Here is a 14859-nt window from a genome sequence, read left to right as displayed (position 1 = left end):
CTGCTAGTCTTAACAATTCTGGACTAAATATCACCCCGTCAACCTAAAAACTAAAACTGGTTCGCATCAATCCCACCCAAAGGGTATCATTATTTGCATTATGTTCAGGATTGGTAATCATCAACAAGCCGGGAGTTATCGAAATTCGATCACTTAGGGGATAAGTATAGGATAATTCAAAATGTAACGAGGTATCCTCATCTTCTCGCTCAACAATATCATTATCAGTCACTTTCGGCGGCATCCCCACCACAAAATTGAATTGACTACCTAATTTCCCCACATCCAGCACAGCCAGTGTAATTGCCCAACTCCAGATCTCTGCATCGACGCCGGATGAACCACTCAAACCACTCACAGTCGGTGAACCTTCCGCATTTGCCTGAAAGTAGCTCAGCCAACCACCTAGAATCATCTGATCGTTTAACTTATAGGTCGATTGTAAGCCCAAAGCGTTGGAGGAAGTAGCGGTACTTTCACCAAAAGGTAACTGAGCCAATTCACTGCCCTTCGACGCGGTAATATTAACCGTTGAACCCGGTTCAGGGGCATAATATCGACCATAGGTTAACGCCATGCTCAACTCGTCTGATGGGGTAAACGTTACCTGACCTAAAGCCGTATATTGACCATTGAAAAGTCCCTCATCTGGATTGCTACCCGACGTGGTTAAATAGCTCACCCCAGCAGCAAGTTCATCGGTAAATTGGTAGTAGGCGACGGTTCCTGCACCAAAGGCAAAGGAGTAAATCGGGCTTTCACCACCAAAATTGGAAATAGAAGAAACCGGATTCAGCGCCGGAAAAATCCGAGTCGGAAAATCAGCCGCTGGCGCGATCGCCACGATGCCGCGATCGCCGAGGGGGAATTCGTAAAATAGAGTACCAATGCTCACATCATTGCCCGTATTTGTCGCACCAATCAGACGAGTCATATCGGTTCCCGTCACGCTACTGCCAAAATTATTCACATTCCCAGCTTGTATCCGGGTTCGCAATCGATCTCTACCCGTAAAGCTGGTATCGAAGCTAAGGCTAACACGGGATGAGAGGGTGAGCGTTTCATCCAAGTCTGCTGAGGGTTTTTCGCCCCTAGGAACCGCCTGGCGATCGCCAAACGCCCCAGCTATATTAAAATTTACACTGCCGCGTAAAATTGTTGTCGTACTGAATGTCTGATCCTCCAGACGCATAACGGCTGCATCTAGAGTATCTACTTCTGTAATCACTGTCTCTAATTCTGTGGCAAAGTCGGCTTGTAACCGTTGCACCGTGGCTAAATCGTCTTCAGTAATTCCACTGGTTTTGGCGTCATTAATTAACCCTTCAATCCGACTCAAACAAAGGTTCAGTGTCGCCGCAAATTCATAACGGGTTAACGCCCGATTGCCCTCAAAGGTTTGGTCAGTTGAACCCCTTAAACAACGGTATTTTTCCACCAAACTCCGCAATGCCTCATACGCCCAATCTCTCGGACTCACATCCCGCAATTCACTCACTGGGGTGATTTGAGCCAGGGAGGAATCCGGTTGGTTAGCGTCTTCAATGGGTAACTCAAAGGGTGAGGGTGTCGGCGGATCAGCGAACGGTAGATTAATCGGATCAATTTGTGCTGAAACTGGGGATAAAATTAGCAGATTATAACCCAGTATGGCTGATGTTACGGGCAATAGCGCACTCTGTTTCTTCATGATTTTTCCTTGGTTCCTCTTCATCCCCAACCCGATTTTTTTATCTGAACGTTTCACTGTCTATAATGCAAGACCTCCGTGACTATTGAGGTGAACTTAACGGCTGTGTAGGGGTGGGTTTAATTCCATCTGGGTGCAACCGAAAAGATAGTCGTAAAACCCGCCCCGACTTTCCCCATTTCCCTAGTTTATTCCCCTGAAAAGAAAACTCGGAATTTTAATAGGGGCGAACCTTCAATTCTGTATTTACCGTTTCAATCACCTTTTGGGCGACATCTTCAGGAATTCTCGTATATTCTAGTTCTTGGTTAAACTCTTGTCCCCGCGTCATGATCCATCTCAACACGTCTTGAGTTTCAAGGACTTGGGTTTGATTGGAATATCTTTTATAAATAAGTAGCCAGGTTAAACTGACCAAAGGATAACCCTCCTCTGGATCATTAATATTGTCCGTGGTAAAATCGTCATTAAACGTGACATTTTCCAGTGCTTTCTTGGTTTCGTCTAACGTCGGTTTCACATAACGTCCCGCTTGATTTTCCAGCCGAGCCACAGGCAGATTATTCCTCTGAGCAACACCTGATTGAACATAACCAATTGCCCCATCAATACGTCGCACCTCTGCCGCCACGCCACTATCTTGGGGACGCGCCGCGAAAATATCAAATCCCCAATCGGGTTCTCGGCTGGCTTCTATCTTTCCCCCACTAATTTTATTCAAGTATTTCGTCAAAACAAAGGTAGCACCGCTACTGTCTGAGCGCACGATAACTTGAATTTCTTTATTCGGAAAGCGGGGATTCACCTGTTTCCAATTACCAATTTGACCCGTGAAAATCTTGGCAAGTTGTTCGCGAGAGAGTTTAATATTCGTGGGGACATCTTTAAGATTATAAACAATAGCAACCGCCCCTCCCCCAGTCGGTACCATCAGCAATCCATCTTCCACTTGATTTTCCTCAATCGGAGTGGGAATTAATGTGGTTGCCCCAAAGTCTACGGCTCGCTCCATAAATTTGCGAATCCCACCGCCACTGCCAATGGCTGTGTATTCAAACGTTTTGCCAGTTTCCTTTTCGTATTCAGTGCTATAGCGTTGGTAAAGGGGTTCAGGAAACGAAGCGCCAAACCCTTTAAGAACTTGAGCAGAAACAGCACTTATCGTCAAAGGAATAGTCGTTGCGGTTAATGTCACAGCTATAAATTTCGACCAATTCGCAAATGTAAATGTCTTCATAGGTCTCTGGTGTCGTGAGCAACAATTTTTCACCGAAGTAGGGGAAAGTCAATACTCCTCAAATCCTTACCCAGGACAAAGGAGAAAGAATAAATGACACTCCCCAGCCTTTAACGTTAATGTTTCCCGCCGACTTATGAACGCTGTACTCTATGAATAGTGATTTGCTGCGTATCCGCCGGAATTTCAAACCAGAAATCATTATCAAGCACAATTTCATAGACAAATTGTCCTAGACGGGTACTGCGCCACGTACTGACTATGGAGGCGTTGGGTTCCCACCGTTTGAGTGCTTTGATCACATCTTCGGGAACCGCACTCCGCTCAATTTCTTCGTCTACCTCAATAATTTGTCCATTGGGAGTCGCATCAGCAACGAATTCAAAGCCTTGCTGGTTTTGACCTCTTAATTCATAAACAATAGACCCATCCGGCTTCATTTCAATATTTGCCGCTGTGGGTTCACCACCCGTTACCGTTCGCGCAGCCGCCATAACTGGAAGGGGTACGTCCTCAAGGGCTATTTGTCGTTCAATTCCGCCAAAGGTTTGGGCGAGCAAAACAGTTTGGGGATTAGGGATGGATTGAGCCTTTGCTTCACCTAAATTAATGGAGGAGGTAAGAATAGCCATTCCTGTGGCTATCACTATTCTCCACTTAGTCGTTGTACTGAAAGCCATTAACGTCTTTGCTTTTTGTTTTTCTTTCAATCTCTAGAAAATACACAAGCCCGATAATTTTGTCAAGTCATAAATCTCTTGAAGAAAGTTTGAGTATTTATGTATGCACAATAAAGTGCATTTGTCAAGAAAGCGGTTCTAATCTAATGACAAAGGAAATTCCTCTAAGACCTGGTTGAGCCATGTTTTGGATTGAAGCAGGGCTTTCTAATCATCATTGTCTTAATCACAGTGCTGCTTGATACTCTCAGCTCACAGAAAATTGGCTATCTTGGACTAGATGTTCACAAACACAGGAAAGGTTGAGGTTTTTGCCATGAAGGGATTTAGAACCCTGTTTGCCAATATGGGTTAACGCTGACTACCCTAGACGTACCACTGATCAAGCATTTTTGAGGCAAACGACTCTCAAAAGACGAGTGCCACAACTGCACCACTCAAGCGGACTTGCACTCAATCCTAATTCAGCTTGATTCTAATCCCAAACAGTAAAACTGTGGTTGTGGTTCCAGGGTGTCGTCAGACTGTCTGGGGAGTAAATCTGGATTTGATGCATCAAACAGCCTTCGTTCAAACGATTCACATCCACAATAGAACACAACTTGAGATCGACCTATGGAAACTCGCAAACGGATTGGTCTACTCACCAGTGGCGGTGACTGTCCCGGATTAAACGCGGTCATTCGCGCTGCGGTTAGACATGCTACTCTGAGCTATGATTGGGAAGTTTTAGGCATTCCCTACGCCACCCAAGGTTTATTGGAAGGCAAATCAGTCTCACTGAATGTTCATGGTCTAGATAGTCGGGGAATTGACCCACTCCTCAGTACGGGCGGTACTATCCTCGGTTCAATTAATAAAGGGGATACCGAGGCTCAAGCCGAACAGATTATCGCTGGTTATCAGAAATTAGGTCTAGACGCCTTAATTGTCATCGGGGGTGACGGGAGTCTGGCGATTATGAATCAGCTTGCCCATAAAGGGAATATGAATATTGTGGGTGTTCCCAAGACGATTGATAATGATGTGGCGTTCACCAATTTAGCTGTTGGTTTTGATACGGCGGTGAACACCATTGTTGATGCTTTATCTCGCCTCTCCTATACAGCCGCCAGTCACGATCGCGTAATGGTGGTTGAGGTGATGGGACGCGAAGCCGGACATCTCGCCCTAAATGCCGGGATTGCTGGCGGTGCTGATGTCATCCTGATCCCGGAAATTCCCTATTCCATTAGTGGTGTTTGTAAGCATATCACCGACCTGCGCGATCGCTGGAATCGCCGCTTTGCGATCGTGGTTGTGGCTGAGGGGGCGAAAACCATTGAGGGTCAAGAACGCTACTACACAGACGCCCTCGGTGAGATTCGATTACGGGGTATCGGAGATTATGTCGCGGATCAGATTTCTCACTTTAGTGGGGATACGATTGAAGCACGGGTGACGGTATTAGGTCATGTTCAACGGGGTGGTGCGCCCTCGGCGTTAGACCGTTTGCTGGCTACCTCCTTTGGCAAAACGGCTGTCGATTTAATTGCCAAGGATGATTATCAAAAAATGGTCGCTTGGCAAAATGGAGTTGTTGTCAGCATTCCCATTGATGAGGTGACTAGCAACAGTCCGATTTTAGTGGATACTCATCATCCTCTAGTGGAAACCGCTAAAGCCCTCGACACCTACGTTGGCGATTTGTAATTGATACCCTCACGGCGGTACTTAGACAGTTTCTGGCACAATTTTTACTTCATTTTTTGTCTAAGTACCGTTAGGGGAAGCTGGGGTAGCTGGGGGAGCCATGTAGAGACGTAGCATGCTACGTCTGGGAGCTGGGGGAGTAAACGAATGACAAATGACAAATGACAAATGACAAATGACGAATGACAAAATTTAATTGATTGCCGCGATCGCCCGTATCCACTCCACTACATCTGCGATCGGCTGGCTTGGTGTGAAGGATTTTAGGGAAATGGGATCAAGGCGTTTGTTAGTGATGATACAAATTTCACCCTAAAACTGGTTCAAGCCAATCGCCCACAGACTAAAAGTCTGGGGCTATACAAACCAAGCTCCGCCTGCGCGGACTCAATTCAGCCTGCGGAGGCAGGCTTGGTTTGTGTAGCAGCGATTTCAATCGCCATGGCAAAAGGGGGTAATAAAGACTGGCAACAGGGACACGGCATTGCCTTGCTCTTACCCGATTGAGGGGGTGTCCGATGATGCATCAAACACCGAGAGGAGTTTATAATAATCCCAATATTAATAATCTGAAATAATGAAAGCGTTTATCAGTCATAGCAGTATTGACAAACCCTTTGTTGAGCGTCTAGCAACGGATTTACGTACCCGAGAAGGGATTGATGCTTGGTTGGATAAATGGGAGATTCTCCCCGGTGATAGAATACCGGATAAGCTGGAAGACGGGTTGGCTAATGCAGATATTTTGGTTCTGGTTCTCTCCCCTGATAGTGTTAATTCCCAGTGGGTGAGTTATGAGAAAGACGCAATTTTTACATGATATAGTTTTGTTGGGTCGAGGAACGAGACCGAACCTACTATTTGCCTATTAAATCAGGACTTACGCAGCCACACCAGATATACTGGTTAAGGTGCGTTACGCCGCGCTAACACACCCTACCTGTAGAGCCTTTGCGTAAGTCCTATAAATGTCAACAAAACCTGATTATGTTCTTACCGAACACGCAAGAGCAAGGATGCTGGAGCGCAATATTCAGCAAGAGTGGATCGAAAGAACCCTGTCAAATCCCGATCTGTTAGAGTTAGACTCAGAAGATTATACAAAGAGACACGCTTTTAAGACTATCCCTGAATATGGGGACAGAGTTCTACGAGTTATCTACAATCCTAATTATAACCCTTGGATAATTATCTCTGTTTATTTTGATCGCAAGCGTAAGGGGACATTATGAGGATAGATTTTGATCAAGAGACTGAAGCCGTCTATTTCCGACTTAAGGATTCAAGAATTGTTGCGTCTGAAGAAATCAGCCCCGGCATTGTTTATGATTTTGACGAAAATGATACCATTGTGGGCATTGAGATTTTAAATCTAAGTCAAAAAAACCCCGACTCGATCAAAAATGTGAATTTTCCTTTCACCCAGGAGGAAAAAAAGCTGTTAAGAGATGTTTTAGGTTGGCTTACCCTGGTTTAAACCTCTAAAGCTAGGCGTTAAAGCACTAAAGTGCTTACTACAAACAAAGCCCTTTTACCGCACGCTAAAAAAGGGCGCACGTCGGTGCGCCCCTACGATTTTAATCAACCACCCCGTATTTATTCAAGAATAGATTTGAGCCGAAAATACCCAATCTGACAGGCTGAATAATCGCATTGATTCAAATAACCTAACGGATGCCATTCATTATGGCTAATCGATTCAAAATAGCTGCCATCTTGCTGTGCCTTTTCCTGTTCTACACCCGTTACATCGGCATAATACATATAACAAATCTCATTGGTTTGAGTTCCGACAATATATTTTCCCAAGGGTAGAACCTGAACCGAAAATCCCGCTTCTTCATGCACCTCTCTAATCGCCGCTTCCTCTGGCGATTCCCCTGCATCAATACCCCCAGTAATGGGACAAGGATAGAGTTTATGCTCTTGATTAATATCGGGAATATGGATACAAAGCGGCTGCTGTCTAATCAGAACCTCATAGTCCCCTGTGTTACTCTGACGTTTTCTAATCAGAAATATCGCTACAGAATCTCGTCCCTTGCGTTCTAGGTAGTGATACCCCCAAGCTGTTTCCTTAACTGTAATCCAATCGGTACTAAAAATAATTTTCTCTTTACTCATCATAAGTTATACATCAATTATAAGAGCAATTGTAGGGGCGGGTTTAGCCACTCACTCTACTTGTCACCCCTAAACAAACAACAAAACCCGCCCTACTCCACCAATCAATCCACGAAAAAACGCCCAAAAATCATACATTAAGATAGATAAGTAGAGTTAGCTTGACAGAAATGCAACTTCGTGTAAATAAGACAATCCACTTCAACGCTATTACCTTGGGTATCTCCATGGGGTTAGCCCTATTCCCTGGCAAACTTCTTGCCAACGAACTGCCACCCCTACCCCAAACCAACGCTCAAAATGATTATACCGCCTCCGCGAATAGCTGGTGGAGTTGGCAGGTTGTTGATCCTGATCCCAGAGGCTTGAATTGTCGCATCTCGCCAGAATTCCGCCAATTTTGGCTAGAAGACTTTCGCCCTAGTGGTTGGCAAGATGATTTTAATATCGGAGAATGGTCTGTGGTGCGACGTTTCCCTAAACAGACAGTTCTCATTGCTGACAACGCGCCTGCTGGTGCAACCATTATTAGAGATGAACGGGGTTTACCCTGGGTAAAAGTAATCATTGATATGCCAACCGCCAACAACCAAATGAATGACATTTGTTTCGTGCGGGCTAATTCCAAATATATTCGCCCCGTTAAAACTAGCGTTCCCTATCTTTCATTTTGAAGCTAAGTGGCTACAAGACGTTTTGTTGTTGTTGTTCGTAGTAGGCATGAAGCTTGCCTCTACGGGAGGAGCTGAATCAAGATTGTAATGAAAGTGAGGGAAACGGGAACAATTTTGAAGACTACAACTGGATATAAGGCGTATTTCTGTGACATCCTCCTACATTCAATCAAAGATTAGACCGTGAGATGAATCGCCGAGTAAGCTAAGTTTATAAACCTTGAATCGCCAGTAAACTAGAGAAGAATTGAAATAAGCGATCGCGACTCCAAATCCCCGACGGATAATCAAAATCCCCCAGTTGGATGAATCCGTTGGGTGATTTGTTATCACCTATGGAGCTTGTAGATTGAAAATAGCTGATAGCAAGATCCTCGCACCACCCATACCTGGCTGACTATATTTCTGAAATGGATGAGCTACATAAATTTGGACACAAGCCTCTATCCGTATCAAATTAAAGCTGGAAATGCCTTGGTGCGGCTGGAGTCGCGAGCCTCCAAAACCACATTCCCTTCTCCAAACTGGGAACGAGAGTATGCCTAGAAACCTTCACTTATGACATTAGCACTCGAACTAATTTCTCTGAGCAAACGTTACGGTTCTCACCAAGCCGTTAATCGCTTGAGCCTGCAAATTCCCCAAGGCTCATTTTATGCCCTCCTTGGTCCCAATGGCGCTGGCAAAACCACGACATTACGCATGGTGGCTGGACTCCTGAAACCCGATGACGGGGATGCTCTTATTTTAGGTCACAGCATTACCCGTACTCCCAGCGTCGCTAAACAGGAATTAGCCTATCTCCCCGAAGATCCCTTACTTTACGACAAACTCACAGCATTAGAATATCTAGAATTTGTCGCCGGATTGTGGGGTATCCCGGCGGAGGAAGCGCAATCTCACGCCAAAACTCTGTTGCAGCAACTCTCCCTCTGGGATGTACGCACTGACTTAACCGAAACCTTCTCCCGAGGGATGAAGCAAAAACTGGCTCTAGCTGGTGCTTTTATTCACCACCCCAAAGTCATTATCCTAGATGAACCTCTCACCGGACTGGATGCGGCGGCGGCTCGGTTAGTCAAAACGATGTTAGTGGACTATGTGCGACAGGGCAATACTGTAATTCTTACCACCCATATCATGGAAATTGCCGAACGCTTGGCAGAAGATATTGGTATTCTCAATTACGGTCAGTTAGTCGCTGAGGGGACATTGGATGAACTCAGAAGGCGCAGTGGTGAAGCAGGTGGAACGTTGGAAACTGTCTTCCTGGAGTTGACACAGAATCAGGAGGTGAAAGTATGAACGTGGCTACATTACCCTGGCTATTGCGCCATGAATTGCACCTGTGGTGGCGTGAATTGAACAGTAAACCGGGACTGAAAACCTGGGGAATTGTCCTGGGATTTTTGAGCCTGGTTGTACTGGTTCCCCTGTGGTTTGCTTTAACGGAGATACGCCAAACCCTTTCAGTTTCCTCTATCCCAGCGCCAGCTATCTGGGTAGCTGTCACCGTCTGGCTAATCGGATTTTTCATCGCTTTTACTCAAGCCATGAGTCAGAGTGTGGTGGCTTTGTTTGAGCGAGGAGACTTGGATTTACTGGTCTCTTCACCGATGTCCAGTAAAGTCATTTTTGCCAGTCGCCTGTTGGGTGTGGCGTTGAAGATTTTCCTGAGTGATTGTCTGTTCATTATTCCCATCAGTCTTCTCGCACTCCTTCTCGGCGTTCCTCAACTGTTGGGCGTTTACCCCGCATTTATCGGTCTCGCCTTAGCCACAACCAGTTTAGCCATGCTTCTGACTCTATGGTTGGTGCGCTGGCTGGGGGCGCGACGGGCGCGAACCTGGTCACAAATTCTCACGGCTAGTTTAACCGCTCTACTGTTTTTGCTGTCCCAACTCCCAAATGTCCTCAGGAGTATAGATGTCCCTACCGCCGGAATCGGGGAACAGTTGCGTCCTCTATTCAGCCCAGGGAATCCTTTAAGTGCAGAGAGTATCATCTGGTTTCCCGCTAGAGCGATGTTTTTTGAACCCGTTTCCGTGCTGCTGACGCTGTTGGTGAGTGCTGGATTAACCTGGCTGGCGGTGGACGTTTTACATCATTCCTTTATCACGGGGACGCAAGAGTCGATGACTCACAAACGTAAGCAACGCCGTCCCCAAGCATCGGTTCGCTTTACCTCGGGTTTTCACCAGATGGCGTTGTTCAAAGAGTGGCGGATTATCTGGCGTAATCCTTATTTGCTCTCCCAAACCTTTCTCCAGATGTTATTCTTAATCCCCGCCTTAATTATTGTCCTACGGGGTTCCCAGGAACAAATGCTGGCAAGTTTAACTACCTTTGTCGCCACAGTAGTGTCTATTGTCGGGAGCGCCTTAGTTTCGTCCTTAACCCGCATCTGTGTCTCTGGAGAAGAGGCGCCGGATTTGTTGAAGGCTTCTCCGGTTCAGGGAACCACGTTGCGCCAGGTTAAATTATTAGCAGCTTTAATTCCCGTCTGGATACTTTTCTCTCCTATTTTTATCATTTTGCTGGCTAAAGGTGAACCCTGGTGGCTAGCGCTGCTGGTTTTTTTGGGGGCGACGAGTTGTAACGCGATATTGCGCCTGTGGAATTCGCACCCTGTACCTCTGGCAAACATGTTTAAACGGCACAAGGAACGTCAAGGGGATGTCATTTTAGGGATGCTGGAAGTCGCGTCTGTAATGACTTGGGGGTTTTTGGGCTTTCAAGCGGGTCAGGGGCATATTGGATTAGCGGCGATCGCGCTGGCGGTGATTGGTGGTTTGATTGCGATCGCGTATTGGCGCAGTCGTCAGCTTGGTAGTTCATTAGGGTTTTGATTGGGGTGGTGAGGGAACAGGGAACAGTTTTCTCATTACACCTTGCTGAAAAACAGAGGGCAGAAGGTTTTAAGAAAACAGTATCCCAGAAATTAAGACGGTTGAACCTGTTGCCGTACCCAAGCGCGAAACGCTTGTTCTGCTTCTACTTCATCCTGTTGAGCTTGTTCGAGAAAGTCGTAGAGGTTTTCTTTGGTAATAAACGGAAAAGTTAGACTAGATTCTACTTCCTGATATTGTCCAGCTTGCCATTGATAAATTCGCCAAATCCGCCCGTTATAGCGCCAAAATTCCGGGACTCCCAAACTGGCGTAGAGTTGTAATTTGTCAATATCGGTATGGGTGATATCAATTTCAACCACTAAATCCGGCGGTGGATCATGTTGGAGATCTACCTTGCGCCCAGCGACGCAATGTTGATTTTGAATATAATAAGCATTGTCCGGTTCTGGACTGCGATCGAGGTCTTCTCGTTCTAAGGTAGTCGATCCCATCGTTTTGATTTTTAATCCCATTTCGACCACTAAAATGCGAATAAATAATTCAATTAGTCGAGCCGCAAATTCGTGGTCTTCTAAGGGCATAGTAATCTCCAGAATACCAAGATTGTAAGTGAGGCTGGCAGCGCGATTTTCGCCTAAAGCGTGGAGGATTTGCTGGTAAGCTTGCCAGTTGAGATGGTGAAAGGTTACTCGCTTTTCACCCACAGGTTGAGAACTCGTCGGTAGGGGAACTGAACTGACCATGGTCGTCATTGGGTATCGCTTGCTTTCCATGGTAATTGAGCGATCGCGTCGGCTTGTAGTAAGGGCTTTAGCCCTAGATTCTGTTGGGTAACAGGCAACAGGGGAATGTCCTAACGTATCCTCGTAGTGCCATAGCAAAAAAAGGACAGCGTATGCTAACGCTGCCCTCAAGATGATGATGATTATTACCGAACTAAGAACTAGACGATCGCCGCCATCTTCACGTCGTTTTCGGCTAACAGTTCTTGCAGTTCTTCTGCATCGACGGTTTCTTTCTCAATCAACATGGCAGATAATTTGTCCAAGATGTATTTGTTACCCACCAAGACATCTTTCGCCCGCTGATAGGCTTCATCCACCAACTGACGCACCTCTTCATCAATCGTCGCCGCCGTGCTGTTGGAGAAATCCCGATCTGAGGCAATGTCCCGTCCTAAGAACATATTGCCATTTTGCCGTCCTAGTGCCACAGGACCCAAGCGATCGCTCATTCCGAAGCGCATGATCATTTGTCGGGCGACACGGGCGACTTGTTGTAAGTCGTTAGACGCCCCCGTCGTCACTTCTTCTTCACCGAAGATAATTTCCTCAGCAATTCGACCCCCTAAAGCCACCGCCATTTGATTTTGCAGGTAGGAACGGGAATATAACCCGGAATCCATCCGGTCTTCACTGGGCGTAAACCAGGTTAATCCACCCGCCCGACCGCGTGGGATAATACTAATTTTCTGCACTGGGTCATAATCGGGCATTAATGCACCCACTAAGGCGTGACCCGCTTCATGATACGCCACTAACCGCTTGCGCTTCTCGCTCATCACCCGGTCTTTCTTCTCCGGTCCAGCCAATACCCGGTCGATGGCGTCATTCACCTCATCCATGGAGATTTCGGTGAGGTTGCGCCGTGCGGCTAAAATTGCGGCTTCGTTGAGCAAGTTTGATAAATCAGCACCGGTGAACCCAGGAGTCCGACGGGCAATTTTCTCTAAGTCTACATCCTTGGATAAAGTCTTGCCGCGAGCGTGAACGTTGAGAATTTCCAAGCGTCCGGCGTAGTCGGGGCGATCCACAACCACCTGACGGTCAAACCGACCAGGGCGCAATAATGCTGCATCCAGAACATCAGGACGGTTGGTGGCGGCAATAATAATGATACCCGTATTGCCTTCAAACCCATCCATCTCCGTCAGTAACTGGTTCAGGGTTTGTTCCCGCTCATCGTTACCGCCGCCTAAGCCAGCACCCCGTTGACGACCTACGGCGTCAATTTCATCGATAAATACGATACAGGGAGCACTATTCTTGGCTTGCTCAAATAAGTCGCGGACACGAGACGCACCCACACCTACGAACATTTCCACGAATTCAGACCCGGAAATAGAGAAGAAGGGTACACCAGCTTCCCCAGCAACAGCACGCGCTAACAGGGTTTTACCCGTTCCCGGAGGACCCACAAGCAACACGCCTTTGGGAATTTTCGCACCAATGGCGGTGAAGCGATCGGCGTTTTTGAGGAAGTCAACCACTTCGTTGAGTTCCAGCTTGGCTTGCTCAATCCCGGCGACATCCCCAAACGTGACCTGGGTTTGCGGTTCCATTTGAACGCGGGCTTTGGACTTACCGAAGTTCATCGCCTGAGAACCCGGACCATTTTGCGCTCGTCGCAGTAAGAAGAATAAACCGACCAGAAGCAGGATCGGGAAGAAGAGTCCACTCAGGGTTCTGAACCAGAACCCATCATCACTCTGAGGTCGAACTTTAATATCTACGTTATTGTTGGTGAGAATACTGATTAGTTCTGGATCGTTAGGCAGGTTGACCTGGTACTGGGTACCGTCTTGAGCGGTTACCATAGCCTGAGTGCGGTCAGAACTGAGTTGAACGATCTCGACCTTCTTGCTCTTAACGTTATCAATGAACTGGTCGTATCTCCAACTTTCCCGCGTTTGGGACGGTTGGTCTAAAAATGCTGTTGCCAAGGCGATGACTACTATCGCTAGTAGTGCATAAAGCCCCGCATTTCTCCATTTCTTATTCACTACTGATTTCCTCCTAAGACTTAGGATGTGATCTGATGGCGTCGAATCGGCTGATTATATTAACTAATGTTAACGTCTATCAGACTATTTGGCGAAGTTGGTTCTTGGTAAACTGGGGGAATTAGCAAATTTTCTCTTGATGTGGTATAATTTAAAGTTGGAATTATTTGTGAGACTCCCCAAATAAACGCTGCAACGGTGCTAAACCACCAGAACAGGAGCGATACTCAAACCGTTGATCTGCCGTGAGAACGGTGTGAATCGGGATGATTTCCATGACACTATTCGTATAAGCGATCGCGTCAAACTCCTGCACCAATTTTGGAGTCCAGGGAACTTGGCAAATTTTTAATCCTTGTTGTTCAAGGCGACTAATGAGGTGCGATCGCGCTACTCCCGGTAATATCCCCTCCTCAATTGGTGGTGTCCACCAGCAGTCATCTTTAGCGCCCCAAAGATTCCCCGTACTCGTTTCCAACCAATTCCCCTGATCATCAACTAATATAGCCTCCTGAGCGCCGAGTTGTTGTGCCGTTTGCAGCGCCAGCCATCCGCCCAAATAATTCCCCGTTTTATAGGTAGGTAAAGAACGGCGCAAGTGTGACACTTCCGCTAACCAAGCGATAACCCCCTGCTGTTGGCGTTCGCTTAAATCAGCCGGGAGAGGACGCCCTGTAATCCATTCTCGCCCATCCGGGAAAACCACAATTCTCAACACCGGAAACGAGGGGAGTAATTGTTCTGCACCGTAGCGGATGCGTTTCCAGTCTGGGAATTGCCAGCCAAACACCTGTAAACTGTGACGTAAACGCGCACAATGGGCGTCCCAATGGGTTAAGGGGTGGGTGAGGGAAGAGTTATAAACGCGCAGAGTGGTAAACGTTGTCGCGCCGTAAATCAAACCGGGATCATTGATGGCGAGTTCGATGCGATCGCCTAGAATAAGTTTACCGTCATACCAATAACTGACTTGATTTGTCATTCGTCATTCGTCATTTGTCATTTGTAAGGTAGGGCGGGTTTTGTTGTTCATTTATTGGTAAATAGCCGAATTTAGTCCCTAAACCCGCCCCTACAGTATTTCCGTCACGCTGCAGTAGTCCGCCAGGTAAGGACTGGGTTATAACG

15 protein-coding genes are annotated in these 14859 nt (G+C 46.7%); 8 read left to right on the top strand and 7 right to left on the bottom strand.

Annotated elements, in window-relative coordinates; all coding sequences use genetic code 11:
• Positions 1–43: 43 nt before the first annotated feature.
• The 3 genes from RIB93_RS26795 to RIB93_RS26785 all read right to left on the bottom strand — a co-directional run bounded on the left by RIB93_RS26795 (position 44) and on the right by RIB93_RS26785 (position 3607).
• Entirely contained in the window at positions 44–1690 is a 1647-nt protein-coding gene (locus RIB93_RS26795) for an iron uptake porin (RefSeq protein ID WP_446377397.1), read from the bottom strand.
• A gap of 217 nt (positions 1691–1907) precedes the next feature.
• The gene (gene pstS / locus RIB93_RS26790) at positions 1908–2927 is read right to left on the bottom strand and encodes a phosphate ABC transporter substrate-binding protein PstS (RefSeq protein WP_446377395.1); all 1020 of its coding nucleotides are present in this window, start codon (positions 2925–2927) and stop codon (positions 1908–1910) included.
• 134 nt (positions 2928–3061) lie between these two features.
• Complete coding sequence (locus tag RIB93_RS26785) at positions 3062–3607, bottom strand: hypothetical protein (protein WP_446377393.1); 546 nt, start codon at positions 3605–3607, stop codon at positions 3062–3064.
• Between the two features lie 615 nt (positions 3608–4222).
• Between RIB93_RS26785 and RIB93_RS26780 the strand changes: the two genes are divergently transcribed.
• The 4 genes from RIB93_RS26780 to RIB93_RS26765 all read left to right on the top strand — a co-directional run bounded on the left by RIB93_RS26780 (position 4223) and on the right by RIB93_RS26765 (position 6776).
• On the top strand, positions 4223–5299 hold the full coding sequence (locus RIB93_RS26780; RefSeq protein ID WP_446377391.1) for an ATP-dependent 6-phosphofructokinase: 1077 nt from the start codon (positions 4223–4225) through the stop codon (positions 5297–5299).
• A 577-nt stretch (positions 5300–5876) separates the two neighbouring features.
• A complete protein-coding gene (locus RIB93_RS26775; RefSeq protein ID WP_446377389.1) occupies positions 5877–6119 on the top strand; it encodes a toll/interleukin-1 receptor domain-containing protein in 243 nt (80 codons plus the stop codon).
• Between the two features lie 148 nt (positions 6120–6267).
• The gene (locus tag RIB93_RS26770; protein ID WP_446377387.1) at positions 6268–6531 is read left to right on the top strand and encodes a DUF4258 domain-containing protein; all 264 of its coding nucleotides are present in this window, start codon (positions 6268–6270) and stop codon (positions 6529–6531) included.
• On the top strand, positions 6528–6776 hold the full coding sequence (locus tag RIB93_RS26765; protein ID WP_446377385.1) for a DUF2283 domain-containing protein: 249 nt from the start codon (positions 6528–6530) through the stop codon (positions 6774–6776). Before RIB93_RS26770 ends, RIB93_RS26765 begins: the two co-directional genes overlap by 4 nt.
• A 119-nt stretch (positions 6777–6895) precedes the next feature.
• Here RIB93_RS26765 and RIB93_RS26760 read toward each other — a convergent pair whose 3' ends face one another.
• Positions 6896–7426: an NUDIX hydrolase gene (locus tag RIB93_RS26760; RefSeq protein ID WP_446377383.1), complete on the bottom strand. Its 531-nt coding sequence runs from the start codon at positions 7424–7426 to the stop codon at positions 6896–6898.
• 167 nt (positions 7427–7593) lie between these two features.
• Here RIB93_RS26760 and RIB93_RS26755 point away from each other — a divergent pair, with 167 nt between their 5' ends.
• From RIB93_RS26755 to RIB93_RS26740, 4 genes are all read left to right on the top strand, one after another.
• Entirely contained in the window at positions 7594–8097 is a 504-nt protein-coding gene (locus RIB93_RS26755; RefSeq protein WP_446377381.1) for a hypothetical protein, read from the top strand.
• Positions 8098–8511: 414 nt separating this feature from the next.
• Positions 8512–8643: a hypothetical protein gene (locus tag RIB93_RS26750; protein WP_446377379.1), complete on the top strand. Its 132-nt coding sequence runs from the start codon at positions 8512–8514 to the stop codon at positions 8641–8643.
• Positions 8644–8655: 12 nt separating this feature from the next.
• Positions 8656–9402 (top strand): ABC transporter ATP-binding protein, encoded by a 747-nt coding sequence (locus tag RIB93_RS26745; RefSeq protein WP_446377377.1) that lies wholly within the window; start codon positions 8656–8658, stop codon positions 9400–9402.
• Positions 9399–10946, top strand: a complete 1548-nt coding sequence (locus tag RIB93_RS26740) for a hypothetical protein (RefSeq protein ID WP_446377375.1) — start codon at positions 9399–9401, stop codon at positions 10944–10946. Before RIB93_RS26745 ends, RIB93_RS26740 begins: the two co-directional genes overlap by 4 nt.
• 92 nt (positions 10947–11038) lie before the next feature.
• Here the strand turns inward: RIB93_RS26740 and RIB93_RS26735 are convergent, their stop codons facing one another.
• The 3 genes from RIB93_RS26735 to RIB93_RS26725 form a co-directional block, all read right to left on the bottom strand.
• Complete coding sequence (locus tag RIB93_RS26735) at positions 11039–11692, bottom strand: Uma2 family endonuclease (protein WP_446377542.1); 654 nt, start codon at positions 11690–11692, stop codon at positions 11039–11041.
• A gap of 200 nt (positions 11693–11892) precedes the next feature.
• Positions 11893–13731, bottom strand: coding sequence for an ATP-dependent zinc metalloprotease FtsH3 (ftsH3, locus tag RIB93_RS26730; protein WP_446377373.1), 1839 nt, complete (start codon positions 13729–13731; stop codon positions 11893–11895).
• 163 nt (positions 13732–13894) lie between these two features.
• The gene (locus RIB93_RS26725) at positions 13895–14713 is read right to left on the bottom strand and encodes an aminotransferase class IV (protein ID WP_446377371.1); all 819 of its coding nucleotides are present in this window, start codon (positions 14711–14713) and stop codon (positions 13895–13897) included.
• Between the last annotated feature and the right edge of the window lie 146 nt (positions 14714–14859).

Origin of the sequence: Coleofasciculus sp. D1-CHI-01 (genome assembly GCF_040218875.1) — a bacterium.
Lineage (GTDB): Bacteria > Cyanobacteriota > Cyanobacteriia > Cyanobacteriales > Coleofasciculaceae > Coleofasciculus.
This window is presented reverse-complemented; position numbering and strand designations above follow the sequence as displayed.

Coding starts and splice junctions, on each gene's coding strand:
- RIB93_RS26795 (WP_446377397.1), bottom strand. CDS start 1,690: ATGAAGAAACAGAGTGCGCTATTGCCCGTAACATCAGCCATACTGGGT.
- pstS (WP_446377395.1), bottom strand. CDS start 2,927: ATGAAGACATTTACATTTGCGAATTGGTCGAAATTTATAGCTGTGACA.
- RIB93_RS26785 (WP_446377393.1), bottom strand. CDS start 3,607: ATGGCTTTCAGTACAACGACTAAGTGGAGAATAGTGATAGCCACAGGA.
- RIB93_RS26780 (WP_446377391.1), top strand. CDS start 4,223: ATGGAAACTCGCAAACGGATTGGTCTACTCACCAGTGGCGGTGACTGT.
- RIB93_RS26775 (WP_446377389.1), top strand. CDS start 5,877: ATGAAAGCGTTTATCAGTCATAGCAGTATTGACAAACCCTTTGTTGAG.
- RIB93_RS26770 (WP_446377387.1), top strand. CDS start 6,268: ATGTCAACAAAACCTGATTATGTTCTTACCGAACACGCAAGAGCAAGG.
- RIB93_RS26765 (WP_446377385.1), top strand. CDS start 6,528: ATGAGGATAGATTTTGATCAAGAGACTGAAGCCGTCTATTTCCGACTT.
- RIB93_RS26760 (WP_446377383.1), bottom strand. CDS start 7,426: ATGATGAGTAAAGAGAAAATTATTTTTAGTACCGATTGGATTACAGTT.
- RIB93_RS26755 (WP_446377381.1), top strand. CDS start 7,594: ATGCAACTTCGTGTAAATAAGACAATCCACTTCAACGCTATTACCTTG.
- RIB93_RS26750 (WP_446377379.1), top strand. CDS start 8,512: ATGAGCTACATAAATTTGGACACAAGCCTCTATCCGTATCAAATTAAA.
- RIB93_RS26745 (WP_446377377.1), top strand. CDS start 8,656: ATGACATTAGCACTCGAACTAATTTCTCTGAGCAAACGTTACGGTTCT.
- RIB93_RS26740 (WP_446377375.1), top strand. CDS start 9,399: ATGAACGTGGCTACATTACCCTGGCTATTGCGCCATGAATTGCACCTG.
- RIB93_RS26735 (WP_446377542.1), bottom strand. CDS start 11,692: ATGGTCAGTTCAGTTCCCCTACCGACGAGTTCTCAACCTGTGGGTGAA.
- RIB93_RS26725 (WP_446377371.1), bottom strand. CDS start 14,713: ATGACAAATCAAGTCAGTTATTGGTATGACGGTAAACTTATTCTAGGC.